Annotated in this window: 18 protein-coding genes; 9 read left to right on the plus strand and 9 right to left on the minus strand. The window is 72.5% G+C overall.

Annotated elements, in window-relative coordinates; translation table 11 throughout:
• Positions 1–4 precede the first annotated feature (4 nt).
• The 4 genes from V6U79_RS13485 to V6U79_RS13500 all read right to left on the minus strand — a co-directional run bounded on the left by V6U79_RS13485 (position 5) and on the right by V6U79_RS13500 (position 3,120).
• Entirely contained in the window at positions 5–514 is a 510-nt protein-coding gene (locus tag V6U79_RS13485) for a methylated-DNA--[protein]-cysteine S-methyltransferase (protein ID WP_334534145.1), read from the minus strand.
• Complete coding sequence (locus V6U79_RS13490) at positions 511–2,016, minus strand: DNA-3-methyladenine glycosylase 2 family protein (RefSeq protein WP_334614843.1); 1,506 nt, start codon at positions 2,014–2,016, stop codon at positions 511–513. Before V6U79_RS13490 ends, V6U79_RS13485 begins: the two co-directional genes overlap by 4 nt.
• 109 nt (positions 2,017–2,125) lie before the next feature.
• Positions 2,126–2,614, minus strand: a complete 489-nt coding sequence (locus V6U79_RS13495; protein ID WP_334614844.1) for a hypothetical protein — start codon at positions 2,612–2,614, stop codon at positions 2,126–2,128.
• Positions 2,611–3,120 (minus strand): SigE family RNA polymerase sigma factor, encoded by a 510-nt coding sequence (locus tag V6U79_RS13500; RefSeq protein ID WP_334533486.1) that lies wholly within the window; start codon positions 3,118–3,120, stop codon positions 2,611–2,613. The genes V6U79_RS13495 and V6U79_RS13500 overlap by 4 nt, the downstream gene beginning before the upstream one ends.
• A gap of 143 nt (positions 3,121–3,263) precedes the next feature.
• Between V6U79_RS13500 and V6U79_RS13505 the strand changes: the two genes are divergently transcribed.
• On the plus strand, positions 3,264–3,758 hold the full coding sequence (locus V6U79_RS13505) for a hypothetical protein (RefSeq protein ID WP_334533488.1): 495 nt from the start codon (positions 3,264–3,266) through the stop codon (positions 3,756–3,758).
• Positions 3,759–3,924: 166 nt separating this feature from the next.
• A complete protein-coding gene (locus V6U79_RS13510) occupies positions 3,925–4,668 on the plus strand; it encodes a Type 1 glutamine amidotransferase-like domain-containing protein (RefSeq protein ID WP_334533491.1) in 744 nt (247 codons plus the stop codon).
• Between the two features lie 3 nt (positions 4,669–4,671).
• On the opposite strand, the gene V6U79_RS13515 is transcribed toward V6U79_RS13510, so the two are convergent.
• Positions 4,672–5,262: an exonuclease gene (locus tag V6U79_RS13515; protein ID WP_334533494.1), complete on the minus strand. Its 591-nt coding sequence runs from the start codon at positions 5,260–5,262 to the stop codon at positions 4,672–4,674.
• 104 nt (positions 5,263–5,366) lie between these two features.
• Between V6U79_RS13515 and ychF the strand changes: the two genes are divergently transcribed.
• Both ychF and V6U79_RS13525 read left to right on the plus strand, forming a co-directional pair.
• Positions 5,367–6,452, plus strand: coding sequence for a redox-regulated ATPase YchF (gene ychF / locus V6U79_RS13520; RefSeq protein WP_334533497.1), 1,086 nt, complete (start codon positions 5,367–5,369; stop codon positions 6,450–6,452).
• A gap of 411 nt (positions 6,453–6,863) precedes the next feature.
• Positions 6,864–7,526 (plus strand): hypothetical protein, encoded by a 663-nt coding sequence (locus V6U79_RS13525; RefSeq protein WP_334614845.1) that lies wholly within the window; start codon positions 6,864–6,866, stop codon positions 7,524–7,526.
• A 343-nt stretch (positions 7,527–7,869) separates the two neighbouring features.
• On the opposite strand, the gene V6U79_RS13530 is transcribed toward V6U79_RS13525, so the two are convergent.
• Positions 7,870–8,484 carry a DUF4839 domain-containing protein gene (locus V6U79_RS13530; RefSeq protein WP_334533503.1) on the minus strand — a complete coding sequence of 205 codons (615 nt, stop codon included), beginning with the start codon at positions 8,482–8,484 and terminating at the stop codon, positions 7,870–7,872.
• A 218-nt stretch (positions 8,485–8,702) separates the two neighbouring features.
• On the minus strand, positions 8,703–9,116 hold the full coding sequence (locus tag V6U79_RS13535; protein ID WP_334614846.1) for a GntR family transcriptional regulator: 414 nt from the start codon (positions 9,114–9,116) through the stop codon (positions 8,703–8,705).
• Between the two features lie 225 nt (positions 9,117–9,341).
• Between V6U79_RS13535 and V6U79_RS13540 the strand changes: the two genes are divergently transcribed.
• From V6U79_RS13540 to V6U79_RS13560, 5 genes are all read left to right on the plus strand, one after another.
• Positions 9,342–9,659: a DivIVA domain-containing protein gene (locus V6U79_RS13540; protein ID WP_442933771.1), complete on the plus strand. Its 318-nt coding sequence runs from the start codon at positions 9,342–9,344 to the stop codon at positions 9,657–9,659.
• Entirely contained in the window at positions 9,659–9,919 is a 261-nt protein-coding gene (locus V6U79_RS13545; RefSeq protein ID WP_334614847.1) for a hypothetical protein, read from the plus strand. The genes V6U79_RS13540 and V6U79_RS13545 overlap by 1 nt, the downstream gene beginning before the upstream one ends.
• A 48-nt stretch (positions 9,920–9,967) precedes the next feature.
• Positions 9,968–11,110 carry a glycosyltransferase gene (locus V6U79_RS13550; RefSeq protein ID WP_334614848.1) on the plus strand — a complete coding sequence of 381 codons (1,143 nt, stop codon included), beginning with the start codon at positions 9,968–9,970 and terminating at the stop codon, positions 11,108–11,110.
• 514 nt (positions 11,111–11,624) lie between these two features.
• Positions 11,625–11,969: a hypothetical protein gene (locus V6U79_RS13555; RefSeq protein ID WP_334614849.1), complete on the plus strand. Its 345-nt coding sequence runs from the start codon at positions 11,625–11,627 to the stop codon at positions 11,967–11,969.
• 35 nt (positions 11,970–12,004) lie between these two features.
• Positions 12,005–12,145 carry a hypothetical protein gene (locus V6U79_RS13560; protein ID WP_334614850.1) on the plus strand — a complete coding sequence of 47 codons (141 nt, stop codon included), beginning with the start codon at positions 12,005–12,007 and terminating at the stop codon, positions 12,143–12,145.
• Between the two features lie 37 nt (positions 12,146–12,182).
• On the opposite strand, the gene V6U79_RS13565 is transcribed toward V6U79_RS13560, so the two are convergent.
• Both V6U79_RS13565 and V6U79_RS13570 read right to left on the minus strand, forming a co-directional pair.
• On the minus strand, positions 12,183–12,722 hold the full coding sequence (locus tag V6U79_RS13565) for a DinB family protein (RefSeq protein ID WP_334533516.1): 540 nt from the start codon (positions 12,720–12,722) through the stop codon (positions 12,183–12,185).
• 76 nt (positions 12,723–12,798) lie between these two features.
• Positions 12,799–13,611 carry a permease-like cell division protein FtsX gene (locus tag V6U79_RS13570; protein WP_334614851.1) on the minus strand — a complete coding sequence of 271 codons (813 nt, stop codon included), beginning with the start codon at positions 13,609–13,611 and terminating at the stop codon, positions 12,799–12,801.
• Between the last annotated feature and the right edge of the window lie 104 nt (positions 13,612–13,715).

Genomic DNA, 13,715 nt, shown 5'->3' on the forward strand with positions numbered 1-13,715 from the left:
ACTGTCAGCTTCCCGTCAGCCGCCCCTCATGGGCGAGGAGCCAGCGCTTAACCTCCAGCCCCCAGCGGTAGCCGCCGAGGCTGCCGTCGGTGCGCAGCACCCGGTGGCAGGGGACGAAGAGCGCGGCGGCGTTGCGGGCGCAGGCGGCGGCGGCCGCGCGGATCGCGGCGGGCCGCCCGGCCAGCCCGGCGAAACCGGTGTACGTCACCGGCTCGCCCGGTTTCACGTCGCGCAGCACCTGCCAGGCGTGCGCCATGAAGACGCCGCCGGTGTGCTGCTCCACCGGCACCGCGTCGATGGCGGTCAGGTCGCCGGCCAGGTACGACCGGACGGCGACGGTGACCGCGCCGAGGTCGGCCCGGTGCCGCAGCGGCCCGCGCAGCCCGGGGTGCACCAGGGGGAGCAGGCTCTCCGGCTCCGGGGTGAAGCCGGCGGCCCGGACGGCCCCGTCCGGACCGGCCAGCACGGCCAGCGGACCGGTGGGGGTGTCGATGAGGGTGCTGTCGATGGTCATGCTGCTCTCCAGAGTCGGATCACCGCGTACGACCGCCAGGGGCGCCAGCGGTCGGCGTACGTGTCGAGGGTCTTGGGGTCGGTGGGCAGGCCGAGGGCGGCGGCGCCGCGGCGTACCGCCAGGTCGGTGGGGAGCAGGACGTCCGGGTCGCCGAGCGCGCGCATGGCCACGTAGCCGGCGGTCCACGCCCCGATGCCGGGCAGCGCGGTCAACCGCCGCACGGTCTCCTCCCGGTCCCCACCCGGCTCCAGGTCGATCTCGCCCGCCGCGACGGCCCGCGCCAGCCCCCGAACCGTCTCCCGCCGCGCCCCCGGCATTCCGAACGCCCCATCCGGCAACCCCACCACCTCCCCGGCGCTGAGGAACCCCCGCAACCCCCCGCTCCCACCCCGTTGATCATGAAGTTGTCGCCGCGACACGCCGCCGTCGTGGGCGACAACGTCATGATCGACCGGGAGGGGGGAGGAGGCGGCGGCGGTGAGGAGGCGGGTGAGGGTGGTGCGGGCGGAGCGGACGGAGACCTGCTGGCCGATGATCGCGCGGAGCGCCATCTCGAAGCCGTCCACGGCGCGCGGGAGGCGCACCCCGGGCTCCGCCGCCACGGCGGGGGCCAGGGCCGGGTCCGCGGCGAGGGTGGCGTCGACGGCGTGCGGATCCGCGTCGAGGTCGAACAGGCGGCGGCAGCGGGCCACCGCAGGGGCAAGGTCGCGCATGTCGGCCAGCCGCAGCGTCGCCCAGACGTGGCCGTCCGCGGGGGCCAGCGCCGCCTCCGCCGGGCCGTGGGGCAGCCGCAACCCCCGGCGGTACGTCCCGTCGCGCACCTCCTCCACGCCCGGCAGCGCCCGGTGCGCCAGGAAGTCCAGCAGCGCCTCGGCGTGCAGCGGCGGCCGGTACGCCAGCCGCAGCGTGATCGTCCCCGCGCCGCCGGCCGCCGGTTGCCGCCCCCGTGCCGTGCGCAGCTCGGAGGGGGAGGCCGCGTACACCTCCCGGACCGTGTCGTTGAACTGCCGCACACTGCCGAAACCCGCCGCGAAGGCGATCTCCGCCAGGCCCAGCCCGGTCGTCTCGATCAGCGTCCGCGCGGTCTGCGCGCGCTGCGCCCGGGCCAGCGCCAGCGGGCCCGCACCCAGCTCCGCGCTCAGCATCCGGTGCAGGTGCCGCTCGGTGTAGCCGAGCCGGGCGGCCAGCCCCGGCACGCCGTCCCGGTCCACCACCCCGTCGGCGATCAGCCGCATGGCCCGGCCGACCACGTCCGCGCGGACGTCCCACTGCGGCGAGCCGGGCGCGGCGTCGGGACGGCAGCGGCGGCAGGCGCGCAGCCCGGCGCCCTGCGCTGCGGCGGCCGACGGGAAGAACCGGACGTTCTGCCGCTTCGGCGTCATCGCCGGACAGGACGGCCGGCAGTAGATCCCGGTCGACGTGACGCCGGTGTAGAACCAGCCGTCGAAGCGCTGGTCGCGGCTGTCCACGGCCCGGTAGCACCGTTCGAAGTCCAACTCCACGCCACCGATGATGCCCGCAGCTCAGGGCGGGTGGCTCGCGGGAATCGGACCTGAGCGTGGTGACGCCCGACGCCCCGGGCCGTGGTCGGCCCGGGGCGTCGTTGGGCGATCAGCGTGGCGACGGGCTGCCGGGTGGCACCGGCGACGGCCTGCCGGGCGGTACCTCGGTGCCGACCGGGCTCGGCACCGCCGTCGGTGGGGTCGGGGCGGGACGGGCGGGACGGGCCGGACCCGACGGCTTCCCCGGCGCGGGCGCGGCGGGGCTGGGTGTCGCCGCCGGCCGGGGTGCCGCCGGAGTGGCCGGGCCGGGAAGCGGTGGCCGTGGTGCGGGTGTCGCCTCCGAGGTCGGCTCGGCCGGGCGGGGCGGCGGGGCGGTGGGGGCGGCCGGCTGCGGCGTCTCCGAGCTGGTCTGGGCGACGGCGAGCGGGGCGGCGATCAGGACGGCGGCGAGCGTGCCCACCGCGCCCATCGTCACCGTGGCGCGGCGACGGGTCCGGGCCCGTCGTTCCGCCGGCTGCAACTGGTCCTGCACTGTCGGTGCCTCCTCGGCAAGGTCGGTCAGGGTGGTGCGGATCAGGTCTTCGAGGGGGGACGTCATCGCCGTACCTCCAGGAGTTCGACGTCCGGCAAAAGCTGGCGCAGCCGGGCCACCGCTCGGTGCGTACGGCTGCGGACGGTGCCGACCGAGCAGCCCAGCGCCTGGGCGACCTGGGTCTCGGTGAGGTCCTCGTAGTAGCGCAGGACCACCACGGTCCGCTGCGCCGGCGGCAGGTGCCGCAGCGCCGCCCGCATGGCCAGCCGCAGGTCGGTGCCGCCGCTGGGATCGGCGGCGGGCACCTCGTGCGCCCCGGTGAGCAGCGACTCCCGGTACCGGCGCAGCCGTCGCCACCAGCTCACCTGCTCCCGGTACATGACCGTGCGCAGGTAGCCCTCCGGGTCGGCGTTGCGCAGCGTGCGCCAGCGCGGGATCGTCCGCGCCAGCGCCGACTGGAACAGGTCCTCGGCGGCGTGCCGGTCCCCGGTGAGCAGGTACGCGACCCGCATCAGGGCCGGCGTCCGGCTGGCCACGAACTCGGCCAGCCGGGCCCGGTCGTCCTCGTCCACCCGGCCTCCCCGATTTTGGTTTGTCACAGATACAGACGCCGCAGGCCAGCGCGGCTATCCATTGCGGGGCAGAGGATTCCGGCCCGGAAAAGTGTCGGTAGTGGTCGGTAGCGTCCCGCCACCAACTCCAGAAGGGTGCGGCGATGGCGAGCGTGGCCGGGCGAGGAGCCTCCCGGTCCGGGCGGGCGCGGCTCGACCGGTCGGTGGCGCAGGGCCTCTATGACCGGATGCGGGTGGTGGCCCCGGCCGCCTTCGGCGCGATCGAGCGGGACCGGGCGGACGACCCGGCCCGGCCCTTCGCCGACACGGCCTGCGGGCGGCTCGCCGCGTCCCTCGACGCGCCCGGCCTGCGGGCCCTCGGCATGTGGGCGCACCACTGGTGCATGCGGCACTACGACGACGACACCCGGGTCGGCCTGCGCCTGGTGCGCGAGATTGCGGGCCGCCCCGGCCTGGGCTGGACGGTCGACGAGGTGCGCTGGATGCTCGGCGAGTCGGAGCTGGCCGGCCCGGCCGCCGCGCACCGGTTCACCCTGCCGGTCGCCGCCGCCGCCGAGCTGCCCGCCGGGGTCGACCTGCCCGCCAGCGCCGGGCCCGAGGCCGGGTCCACCGGGAGCGGCTGGCGCCTGGCGGGCTGACCCGCCGGCCGGTCGCGACGGGGCCTCGACGGCGACCAGGACGGCGTCATCAGCGGCCCTGGCGGCTGCTGCCCGCCACCGCCGGGGTCGCTTCCCGACCGGGCCGCGTCCGCTGCCGCACGATGGCGCAGGATGGGGTGCCACCCGTCCCGCCGGAAGGATCGACGTGCCCGCCAGCGAACCGACCATCGTCGCCACCAGCATGGGCTTCTCCAGCCGCCGCCGTGGCCCCTGGGACGCGCGGCCCGGGCCGGTCTTCGACCTGATGGCGGAGCTGGCGCAGGCCGGGGACGCGCCGAAGATCTGCTACCTCAACCAGGCGGTCGGCGACCAACCCACCTCGTTCACCGTCTTCCACGGCGCCTTCGCCGGCACCCGGTTCCGCCCCTCCCACCTGGCGCTCTTCCCGATGCCGAACGTCGACGACGTCCGCGCCCACCTGCTCGCCCAGGACGTCGTCTGGGTCGGCGGCGGCAGCGTAGCCAACCTCTGCGCGGTGTGGCGGGCGCACGGCCTGCCCGAGATCCTGCGCGAATGCTGGGAGGCCGGCGTGGTGCTCGGCGGGGTCTCCGCCGGCTCGATCTGCTGGCACGCCGGCGGCGCCACCGACAGCTTCGGCCCGAAGCTGCGCGGCTTCACCGACGGGCTGGGCTTCCTCCCGTACGGCAACGGGGTGCACTACGACAGCGAGGCGGAGCGCCGCCCGCTGATGCACCGGCTGGTCGGTGACGGCACGCTGCCGGTCAGCCACTGCACCGACGACGGGGTCGGGCTCGTCTACCGGGGCACCCGCCTGGTCGAGGCGGTCGCGGACCGCGCGGGGGTCTCCGCGTACGAGGTCGCGCCGGACGGCGACGGCGGCGTCCGGGAGACCCGGATCGAGCCCCGGCTGCTGACCGGGCCGGCCTGACGGTCAGGTCGTCTCGGCCCGCTCGGCCCGCTCGGCCCGCTCGGCCTGGCGGCGCCGGGCGGCGTCGAAGACCTGGGCCAGCTCCGCGGCGTCCTCCCCGGCGTGGTGGGTGTGCGGCACGTCGGTCAGCCCCAGGTGGTGCTTGATGCTGCCCTTGCGGCTGGCCGCCCACTCGCCGCCGGTCAGACCCATCCAGAAGCTGCGCAGGTCGACGCCGGAACCGGTCGCGCCGAACGGGCTGCGGCCGGTGAACCGGACGAAGTACCAGTGCACGAACATCCCGTCCCACACGGCGGGCGCGGCCAGGAAGACCGGGCGGCCGATCCGGCGCAGCCCGTTCACCCACCGCGCGGCGGCGCTCATCGCCTCCTCCGCGGTGGGCGCCTCCCGCAGCAGGCGGTCCCGGTCGAGTCCGGAGACGGCCAGCGCCGCCGGCACGAACTCGTCGGAGATCGGCTTCAGCTCGGTGTAGAAGGTCAGGTCGGGCCGGCCGGCCACCGCCATGCCGAGCGAGATCATGCTGTACGGGCCGGGGATCGGGCCGTCCGCCTCGACGTCGACGGCCACGTACAACTCGGGCAGCTTGTCGGTCACCCGCGGAGGCTAGCAACGCGCCGAGGGTTCGCGGTCGCCCTTTTCCGCCCGATGCCGGGCCTGCCTGCCCGCGGCCGGTGGTGACCGGCGTAAGCTGGCCCGTCGTGAGTCTCTCCATCGGCATCGTCGGCCTGCCCAACGTCGGCAAGAGCACCCTGTTCAACGCGCTGACCAAGAACGACGTGCTCGCGGCGAACTACCCGTTCGCCACCATCGAGCCCAACGTCGGTGTCGTCGGGCTGCCGGACGAGCGGCTGGGGAAGCTCGCCGAGATCTTCTCCTCGCAGAAGGTGCTGCCCGCGCCGGTGTCGTTCGTCGACATCGCCGGCCTGGTGCGCGGCGCCAGCAAGGGGCAGGGCCGGGGTAACGCGTTCCTGGCGAACATCCGTGACGCCTCGGCGATCTGCCAGGTGGTGCGCGCCTTCTCCGACCCGAACGTGGTGCACGTCGACGGCAAGGTCTCCCCGGCCGACGACATCGAGACGATCAACACCGAGCTGATCCTCGCCGACCTCCAGACCCTGGAGAAGGCCCTGCCGCGGCTGGAGAAGGAGGCCAAGCTCCGCAAGGACCGGGCCGCCGCCGTCACCGCCGCGAAGAAGGCCGTCGACCTGCTGGACAGCGGGGTCACCCTCTATGCCGGCGCGGCGCGCGCCGGCATCGAGCTGGAGCACCTGCGCGAGCTGCACCTGCTCACCACCAAGCCCTTCCTGTACGTCTTCAACGTCGATGAGGCCGAGCTGGCCAACGACGAGTTCCTGGACGAGCTGCGCGCGCTGGTCGCCCCCGCCGAGGCGGTCTTCATGGACGCCAAGATCGAGTCCGAGCTGGTGGACCTGCCCGAGGAGGAGGCCCGCGAGCTGCTGGAGTCGATCGGGCAGCACGAGCCGGGCCTGGACCAGCTGGTCCGGGTCGGCTTCCGCACGCTCGGGCTCCAGACGTACCTGACGGCGGGGCCCAAGGAGGCGCGGGCCTGGACCGTCCCGGTGGGCGCGACCGCGCCGGAGGCCGCGGGCGTCATCCACAGCGACTTCCAGCGCGGCTTCATCAAGGCCGAGGTGGTCTCCTACGCCGACCTGGTCGAGGCCGGATCGATGGCGGCGGCGAAGGCCGCCGGCAAGGTCCGGATCGAGGGCAAGGAGTACGTCATGCAGGACGGCGACGTGGTGGAGTTCCGCTTCAACGTCTGAGTCCGGCCCGTTCCCGGAGGCCAGGACGGTGTGGCATCGCTCTGGGGCACGTCGGGGGCACAGCCCCCACGCGTCATCGACCGCGCGGCGGGTGCGCTCCTCCGAGTCCGGCGGCGTAGTCGACGTCCTGGACGCGCAGCGCGAGCAGCTCGCCGAGACGGAGCCCGAGGCCGGGCGAGCACTTTGGATCGGTCAGTCGCCCACGCCGGTACCTCGGAGGGCACGACGGCGGCGAGGCGGCGCGAGCAGACCGGCGATGCAGCTACGCGGCCGCCGAGGTGAGGCCGACTGTCGGTAGTCGTTCCCGTCGGCTTGAGGGAGGCCGTAATGCCGCTGGGTTCTGGCTCGGTCGGTTGCCGGTGGCACAGCGGCTTGCAGCACCGGTTCGTCGTCGGGACGTAGGCTCCCGGCGTGACCGTCTACGACATCGCGGCGCGGCTGCCTTCCATCGATGTGTTGCGCGAGCGCTGCAAAGCCCTGGCGATGCTCGATGCGATCGTCGGGGGCGACTACTACGCCTACGACCGCGAATGGGGCGAGGACGAGGCGGCGTCGATGCGCAACGGCAGCGGCGAGGAGTACGACATCGTCTTCACCGCCGACGGGGTATTCGTCAGGGGTGTCTACCACGAGTCGCCGATGTTCAACTACACCGACGGGCGGCTGTGGCCGGGCCTCATCGACGGACTGCCTGAGCAGTTCCAGACGCAGGTACACGAGCCTGCGTTCTGTCGGCAGGACGGCACTCTCGATGCCACCTTCGTTCTCTGGCGGCGCACGAACGACGAGCGGTGGCATGTCGGCAACGACATCGACTTTTCACCTGCCGACGACGATGAGGTCGACCCGGACGGCTCATGGCTGCTCGAGATCCTCTGCGACGACATCGTCTCGGAGTACATCGAGCACGCCAAGGATGTCTACGAAGTCGACTTGGATCCCGCTGGGGTTGAACACGTCGTTGCGCTCCGCCCACTGACCGACGCAGCCGTCAGCGCGCTCAATCCGGAAGTTGAACTGGCCGACCTGCGCGAGAAGGCAGAGGAGTACGGCTACCCGACCACGGCGGGGTAGACCCCCGGCTCCACCCGCACGAACCTGCCGCGATCGCCGTCCTGTCACCGGAGATGAGGGCTGCGGCCAAGCGGTGGAATCGCCTGTCAAGCATCTGGTGGGACGCCACTCCGTCTCTCTACGTTGTTCCCGAGCCGGCAGCTGACCTGCTCGGCTATAAGCACGGCTTGGCACACTTCCCGGCGACTCCGAACCGGCCCCGAATCCTTCACCGGCTGACTGGGCGGCGTCCGGCTATGCCATGAAGGGCTCGCCTCGCCGAGGAGTTCTTCGACGGCCGCGCGCCGGCGCAGCCAGCACCGGCCGACACGCTGCTCGCCGCGCCTTCTTCACAGCCACGGTCCTATCTCACCTCAGTAGAAACCGGATTGAGCAGGAAGAGGTCTGCGTACTCGTGCCCGGTATAGCCCTCTACCTCAGCAGTGATACGAAGCTTCTGCCCCACGCCAATGGTGTCGGGGATGTTCGAGCCCGTGAGGCGCAGATCGCTGGTGATGTTGACGTCACTGAACCTGAAGTTGGGCCCAGTCACTCCCGACCCGATGCTATCGCCGGCGAAGACCAAGATGTCGTACCGCGTCTTGGAATCGCCGAGACGGTTCATTGCAGCGATGGTGCCATCGAACTCGATGGTTCGGCCCTGGTACTTGGCCCCGAACTCCTTGAACAGGTCGTAGTCATCAACCGCTGCCAAGAGCGCTGCGAAGTCCTCGTTGTTTTCCACGGTCAAGACCGCCTCGGCCTCGGGCTCGGCAGACGCAGGTTTCGGCTCAGGCGCGGCCTCTACCGGCTCTTGCCCTGCCGAGGCTTCCGTCGTGGCGGCAGCCGGCGGCGTCGGCGCGTTCTTCTCGTTGATCGCTCCGATAGCGATGATGATGGCGAGAACGGGCAGCAGACCAGCCGCAACCCGAAACCCGATCTTCTGCTGCTTCGTCAGCGGCGGCCTTTGCTTGCTCACATTTGGAGCCTAGCCGCGTTGTCAGCGGCCCATCTGCGGCCCTTCCGGCGAGCTGTCGGGGCTCTGAGCGCTCGTCGCATCTCCTGCGCCCTGTTCCGCTTCAATGTAGGACCCACCGCCGACCGTGCAGGTTGTTGGAGCTGGTCAAGCACCTGTGTCACGTGGAACTGCGCTGGATCGAGTGGGCGCCCCTGACCGGCGAGTAGGCGCGCGGGCCGTCAGGCTGGCGGGCGGGTCAGTTCGACCTCGTCGGCAGGCAGGATCTCGACGTCGCCCTTCGCGTCGCGGATCTCCAGCACGGGTACGCCCTCGTCGAGCTGCATCGCCCGGCGCTCCCTGCCGCTGGGCATTCGCGCGACGACCGACGCGCCCGGCGGCACCTCCACCTGCCGGCGCTGCGGCATCTGACGTACGCGAGTTCCCATCGGCCGGCTGGTCGTGACGACGCCCTCCGACCTCAGCAGCGCGATCGCCATCCGTACCGCGTCTCGGCCGATTCCAAACTCCTGAACGAGGCGGGTCTCGCTTCCGACGGACGCGCCAGGCGGGAGTTCGCCGGACTCGATCCGCTCGCGCAGCAGATCAGCGAGCTGCACGTAGACAGGCGTGTGGGAACGCGGATCGATGGTCATGGCATCAGCCTTGGGGGCCCTGTGGCCTTGGTGCCTTGTGGCTATATGGCTACATCGCTATAGTCGCAGTGACGGTCGGTGCTCGGGTGGAAACTCCAGGGTGCCGTCGAGCGGCCCTGCTGTCGTATCGCTGAAGCTGCGGTGGCAGGGCGGGGTGGTCCGCCCGCGCGCGGCGGGCGGGTGCGGCCACCCCTTCCATGTCCCAGGACGGAGAGGTGGACGAGCGTGCGTGTCCTGTTCCGACGGCGCGGCCGGAACCAGCGACCGGAGCGAGCCGGCCGGCCCGGCGGCAACTACCGCTCCTCGTCGTGCGTCCCGTTGCTGCCCTGGCAGGTACGGCAGCGACGGTTCCGGCTGACCGGGTTCGGCCGGCGTGGACTCGACCCGGACGAGGTGCGGCTCTTCCTCGACCGGGTTGCCGGCGACCTCGACGCCGCCCACCGGGCACTGCGGGAGAGCCGGCTGGAGACCGCCCGGATCAAGGACGCGCTGCGCCGCTGGCAGTCCGAGCAGGCGCGGCGCGCCAACGCGGGCCGGCGCTGATGGCCGACCGGGAGCGGTTCGTCGTACACCTGCCGGTGCGGGCGGCCGACCTGGCCGGCGCGGTCCGACTCGCCCGGGTGGTGGCCCGGTGGGCGTGCGTGCTCGCCCCGGCCGACCCGGGGGAGACCACGGTGTCGGCCGAGGACGAGCAGGGCGTACGCCATCGGGTCTTCTGCGACCTGCGAATACCCGGTGGCCGGCGGTGCCTGCTCCGGGCCGACCACGATGGACCGTGCTCCCGGCGACTTGCCCGACGCTGACTCCGGGGGGTCGGCGGGGGTTCTCGCCACCCGGCTAATCTCGGCGTGATGCGCGTCCTCTTCTTCAACAATCCGATGCCCGGGCACTTCCTGCCCCTGCTCCCGTTGGCCCGTGCCCTGCGGAGGCAGGGGCATGCCGTTGCCTTCGTCAGCGCCGCCGGCATGGCCGCCGCCGTCGAGCCGGAGGGTTTCGAGCTGATCACCGCCGGTCCGACGGCGGACGTGGTGATCGGCGAGCTGGCCCGCCGTACCGGCACCAACATCCTGGTCAGCAGGACACCCGAGCTCGTCGGGGAGTTCTTCGCCGGGGTGCGCGTCGACCTCTCGGTGGACGAGGCGCTGGCCGGCGCGCGCACCTGGACGCCCGATCTGATCGTCTCTGAGCACCTCGACTTCGTGGGGCCGCTCGTCGCGGCCATGCTCAAGGTGCCGTCCGCGGTGCTGGCCATCGACCCGGCGCTGGAACCGGACGCCCTGGCCGCCCTGGCCGCGGCGGCGCACGCCCGGTATCTCGAGCGCGGTCTGGAGGCGCCGGACCACGCGCCGTCCGGCCGCTGGCTGCTGGACCTCTGCCCGCCGAGCCTGCAGCGCGGCGGTGCCCTGCCGCCCCTCGACCGCATCGCGCTGCGGCCGGAGCCGCACCAGGCTCCCGAAGGCACGCCGCGCGCGCCCCGGGTTCCGGGTACCGGCCGGCCCCGGGTACTGGTCAGCCTCAGCACCGCCCCGGGGGCACCGTCCACGCTCGGCCCGATCCTCCGGTCGCTGAGCGCCCTCGACATCGATCTGGTGGCGACGACCGGCGGTCGCCCGGCCGAGGAGTTCGGAGTGGAGCCGGGACGGGTCGAACTGGTCTCCTTCCTGCCGGCGGCGGAGCTGCTGGACGGCGTCTCGGCCGTAGTGCACCACGGCGGCTCCGGCACCACCTTCGGTACGGCGGCCCGCGGCGTCCCCGCCGTCGTCGTGCCCGGAATGGAAGGGCAGGAGCGCCAGGCGAGACGCCTACAGGCCGCCGGAGCCGGGCATGCCCTGCCGATCGGGGAGCAGGAGCCGGAGGCCGTCGCGGACGCGCTCGCCCGGCTGCTCGCCGAGCCCGCGTTCACCGTCGCGGCGCAGCGCCTCCGTGACGAGATCGCCGCCATGCCGTCGGCTTCCGAGGTGGCCGAACGCCTCACCGCGTACGTCTCCGAATAAGGGGCGGTGGCGCGCGTCGGCACGGCCGGGCCGGCGCGCGCATCGACCCAAGCGAAGATCCGCGACATTCTGTACGCCTCGAAGGCAGCCAGCCCGCAACGGGCCGTAGGCGTTGCCGCCAGGCCGCGCCGGCCGCTGCTCCATCGACGATCATGTCGGCATGAATTCACCTGGCCCGGATTGCGACCGGCTCGGGCAACTGCGCGGTCAGAACTCCGCCGATTCCCGACGGCCCGTCTGCCTCCGGTGGCGATGGACTCGCGTTACCACTTCTCCCGCCACCACACCGCTAGCATCGCCGCGGCCCCTACGAAGACTGTGCATCCAAGACCACTGCAGAGCAGTAGAGCAACGGCGCCGAAGAAGCCGAAGTCCCCGTAGTCCACGGCCCGACCATACGCTCACGGCAAGGTCGTGCCCGACCCGTGCCCGTACTGGTCAACGCCATGTCGATTTCCATGCCTCCGGATGCCGTCCCGGCATCGCCAGCGAAGGCCCGAGTGAGGACGCGACCATGATGAGCGGCAACGACGCGTGGGTGGCGAGCCTGCCCTTCTCATCGGGTACCTCGCTTGCCGGACGGCTCTCCATGCTGGGCGGGACGCTCGCCCTGACCGACGAGGACGTCACCTTCACGCCACTGGCCGGCCTTGGACGCGTCCGACGGATCGCGCTGACGGACATCGAGAGTGTCACCGCCTACGCGGACAGGCCACCACGGCTGCGCATCGCCACAAAGAGGAACAGAGCCGTGGTGCTGATGGTCGCGCCAACCCGGAAGACGGCGGTGTGGTCGCAGGACACCTCGGCCCGGGATGACGCGATCGCCGCGATCAACGCTCGCCTCGCTGGCAACTAGGTGCGTACCGGCGTACTGGTGATCGGAGGCGGCGGGTGGACGACGCGATCGAGGCCCGCCGCCCCGAGCCGGTGGAGTACTACGACGCGTGCATCGAGCGGCTCGGCGACCTCGCCGACTGGTTCTCCCGAGGCTGGCACGCCTATCAGGAGCCACACGTGTGGGCCGACCTCTGAGCCGCTCGGCCGTCGGGGACCGGTGACGCCGGGCGGGCTACTCCCCGGTGAGTCCGTCCACCGACTCCCGGATGAGGTCGGCGTGGCCGACGTGCCGGGCGTACTCCTCGATCAGGGTGATCAGGATGTAGCGCAGGCTGGGTGACTCACCGCGCGAGTTGACGAACCGGCCCAGCTGGTCGAGGCCGCCGTCGGCCAACGCCTCGTCGATGGTGACGCGGGAGCGGGCCACCGCGTCCCGCCAGAGCGTACGGAGCTGCTCGGGGGTGTCCTCGGCGGCTGAGCGCCAGTCCCAGTCCGGGGCGGCGTCCCAGTCCACCGTGTTCCACGGGGGGCCCGGCTGCGTGCCCTTGAGCCACTGCGCCAGGGTGGAGTCCTCGACGTTGGCCAGGTGCTTGAGCAGCCCGCCCAGGGTCATCGACGATGCGCCGACGGTCGCCCGCAACCCGGCCGCGTCCAGTCCGTCGCACTTCCACGCCAGGGTCGCGCGCTGGCGCTCCAGGAAGCCAAGGAGGGTGGCGGCCTCGTCGGCCGCGAGCGGAGGCTTCGGGCGGCCCTGTTCGTCCCGGTGGGTCATGGACGGTGAGTGTAGGTGCCGGGTCCGACGATCGGTGTCCCTGCTCTGCCTGCTCAAAGCGCCGCCGTCGGGCGCGTCACGAGGTCGCCTTTCGGGCCAGCGACTTCGGCGGCACGAGCACGTGGTCGACGCCGGGCAGCCGGCAGACCTGCTCGGCGAGCTTCTCGTCGTTGGCCCGTACGACCGCCGGGCGGTCGGCCAGGGTCAGCACCAGCACCTCCGGCAGGTCCGCCGGCTTGGCGGACGCGACGATCTCCGGCTTGATGTCCTGGTACATCTCCTTGAGCCGCTCGTACCCCTCCTCCCGGCTGCGCAGGCGGACGCCGCTCGCCCCCGGTACCGCCCGCAGCCGGGCCTCGATCGCCTGCTTCTCCCGCGCGGAGGCGCCGTCGGTGAGGAACACGTCGACGTCGAGGACGACGTGGGTCGCCACCCGGCCGCCGTAGTCGACCACGCAGTCCTTCACGGACTCCTGGATCTTCTTTCCCCGGAAGACGACCGAGTCGACCCCGTCGAGGGCGCGCAGGTCGGCGCGGAGCGGCCCGGAGTAGGTGTGCTCGAAAGCGGCCCGGTCGGGCAACCGGAACCTGAAGGACTCCGGCAGGCTTTCCGGCTTGACCGAGTCGAGCAGGTCCGGCTCGTCCGCCAGGTCCTTCCTCATCGCCTCGTACGCCTGCTGATGGTCGACGAAGGTGAGGTCCGTGATGTCCGGGACCGCCCGCAACCGCGTCTCGACCGCGCTGGTCTGCGACGCGGTGGCCTCGGGATCCAGGAACACCGCGACGGTCAGGTTCTCCGGCCGGTCCTCGATCGGCGTCTCGCCGGGGGTGCAGCCGGAGAGCTGCGCGGCTGTCAGGAGGCCGACCAGGAGCAGAGCCGATCTACGCATGACGGGCACCCTAGCGAAGCGTCGGCCCGCCGTGGGGTTCGCGACACCTCGACCAACGTGGAGGACGGCGGGCACTCAGCCGCGTCGACTACTCTCCGACTGCC

Source organism: Micromonospora psammae, from assembly GCF_036902725.1.
Taxonomy (GTDB): domain Bacteria; phylum Actinomycetota; class Actinomycetes; order Mycobacteriales; family Micromonosporaceae; genus Micromonospora.

What these genes read in the sequence shown, in the direction of transcription:
- V6U79_RS13555 (WP_334614849.1), top strand. Translation starts at nt 11,625, where the DNA reads ATGATGAGCGGCAACGACGCGTGGGTGGCGAGCCTGCCCTTCTCATCG.
- V6U79_RS13505 (WP_334533488.1), top strand. Translation starts at nt 3,264, where the DNA reads ATGGCGAGCGTGGCCGGGCGAGGAGCCTCCCGGTCCGGGCGGGCGCGG.
- V6U79_RS13495 (WP_334614844.1), bottom strand. Translation starts at nt 2,614, where the DNA reads ATGACGTCCCCCCTCGAAGACCTGATCCGCACCACCCTGACCGACCTT.
- V6U79_RS13545 (WP_334614847.1), top strand. Translation starts at nt 9,659, where the DNA reads ATGGCCGACCGGGAGCGGTTCGTCGTACACCTGCCGGTGCGGGCGGCC.
- V6U79_RS13535 (WP_334614846.1), bottom strand. Translation starts at nt 9,116, where the DNA reads ATGACCATCGATCCGCGTTCCCACACGCCTGTCTACGTGCAGCTCGCT.
- V6U79_RS13565 (WP_334533516.1), bottom strand. Translation starts at nt 12,722, where the DNA reads ATGACCCACCGGGACGAACAGGGCCGCCCGAAGCCTCCGCTCGCGGCC.
- V6U79_RS13570 (WP_334614851.1), bottom strand. Translation starts at nt 13,611, where the DNA reads ATGCGTAGATCGGCTCTGCTCCTGGTCGGCCTCCTGACAGCCGCGCAG.
- V6U79_RS13550 (WP_334614848.1), top strand. Translation starts at nt 9,968, where the DNA reads ATGCGCGTCCTCTTCTTCAACAATCCGATGCCCGGGCACTTCCTGCCC.
- V6U79_RS13485 (WP_334534145.1), bottom strand. Translation starts at nt 514, where the DNA reads ATGACCATCGACAGCACCCTCATCGACACCCCCACCGGTCCGCTGGCC.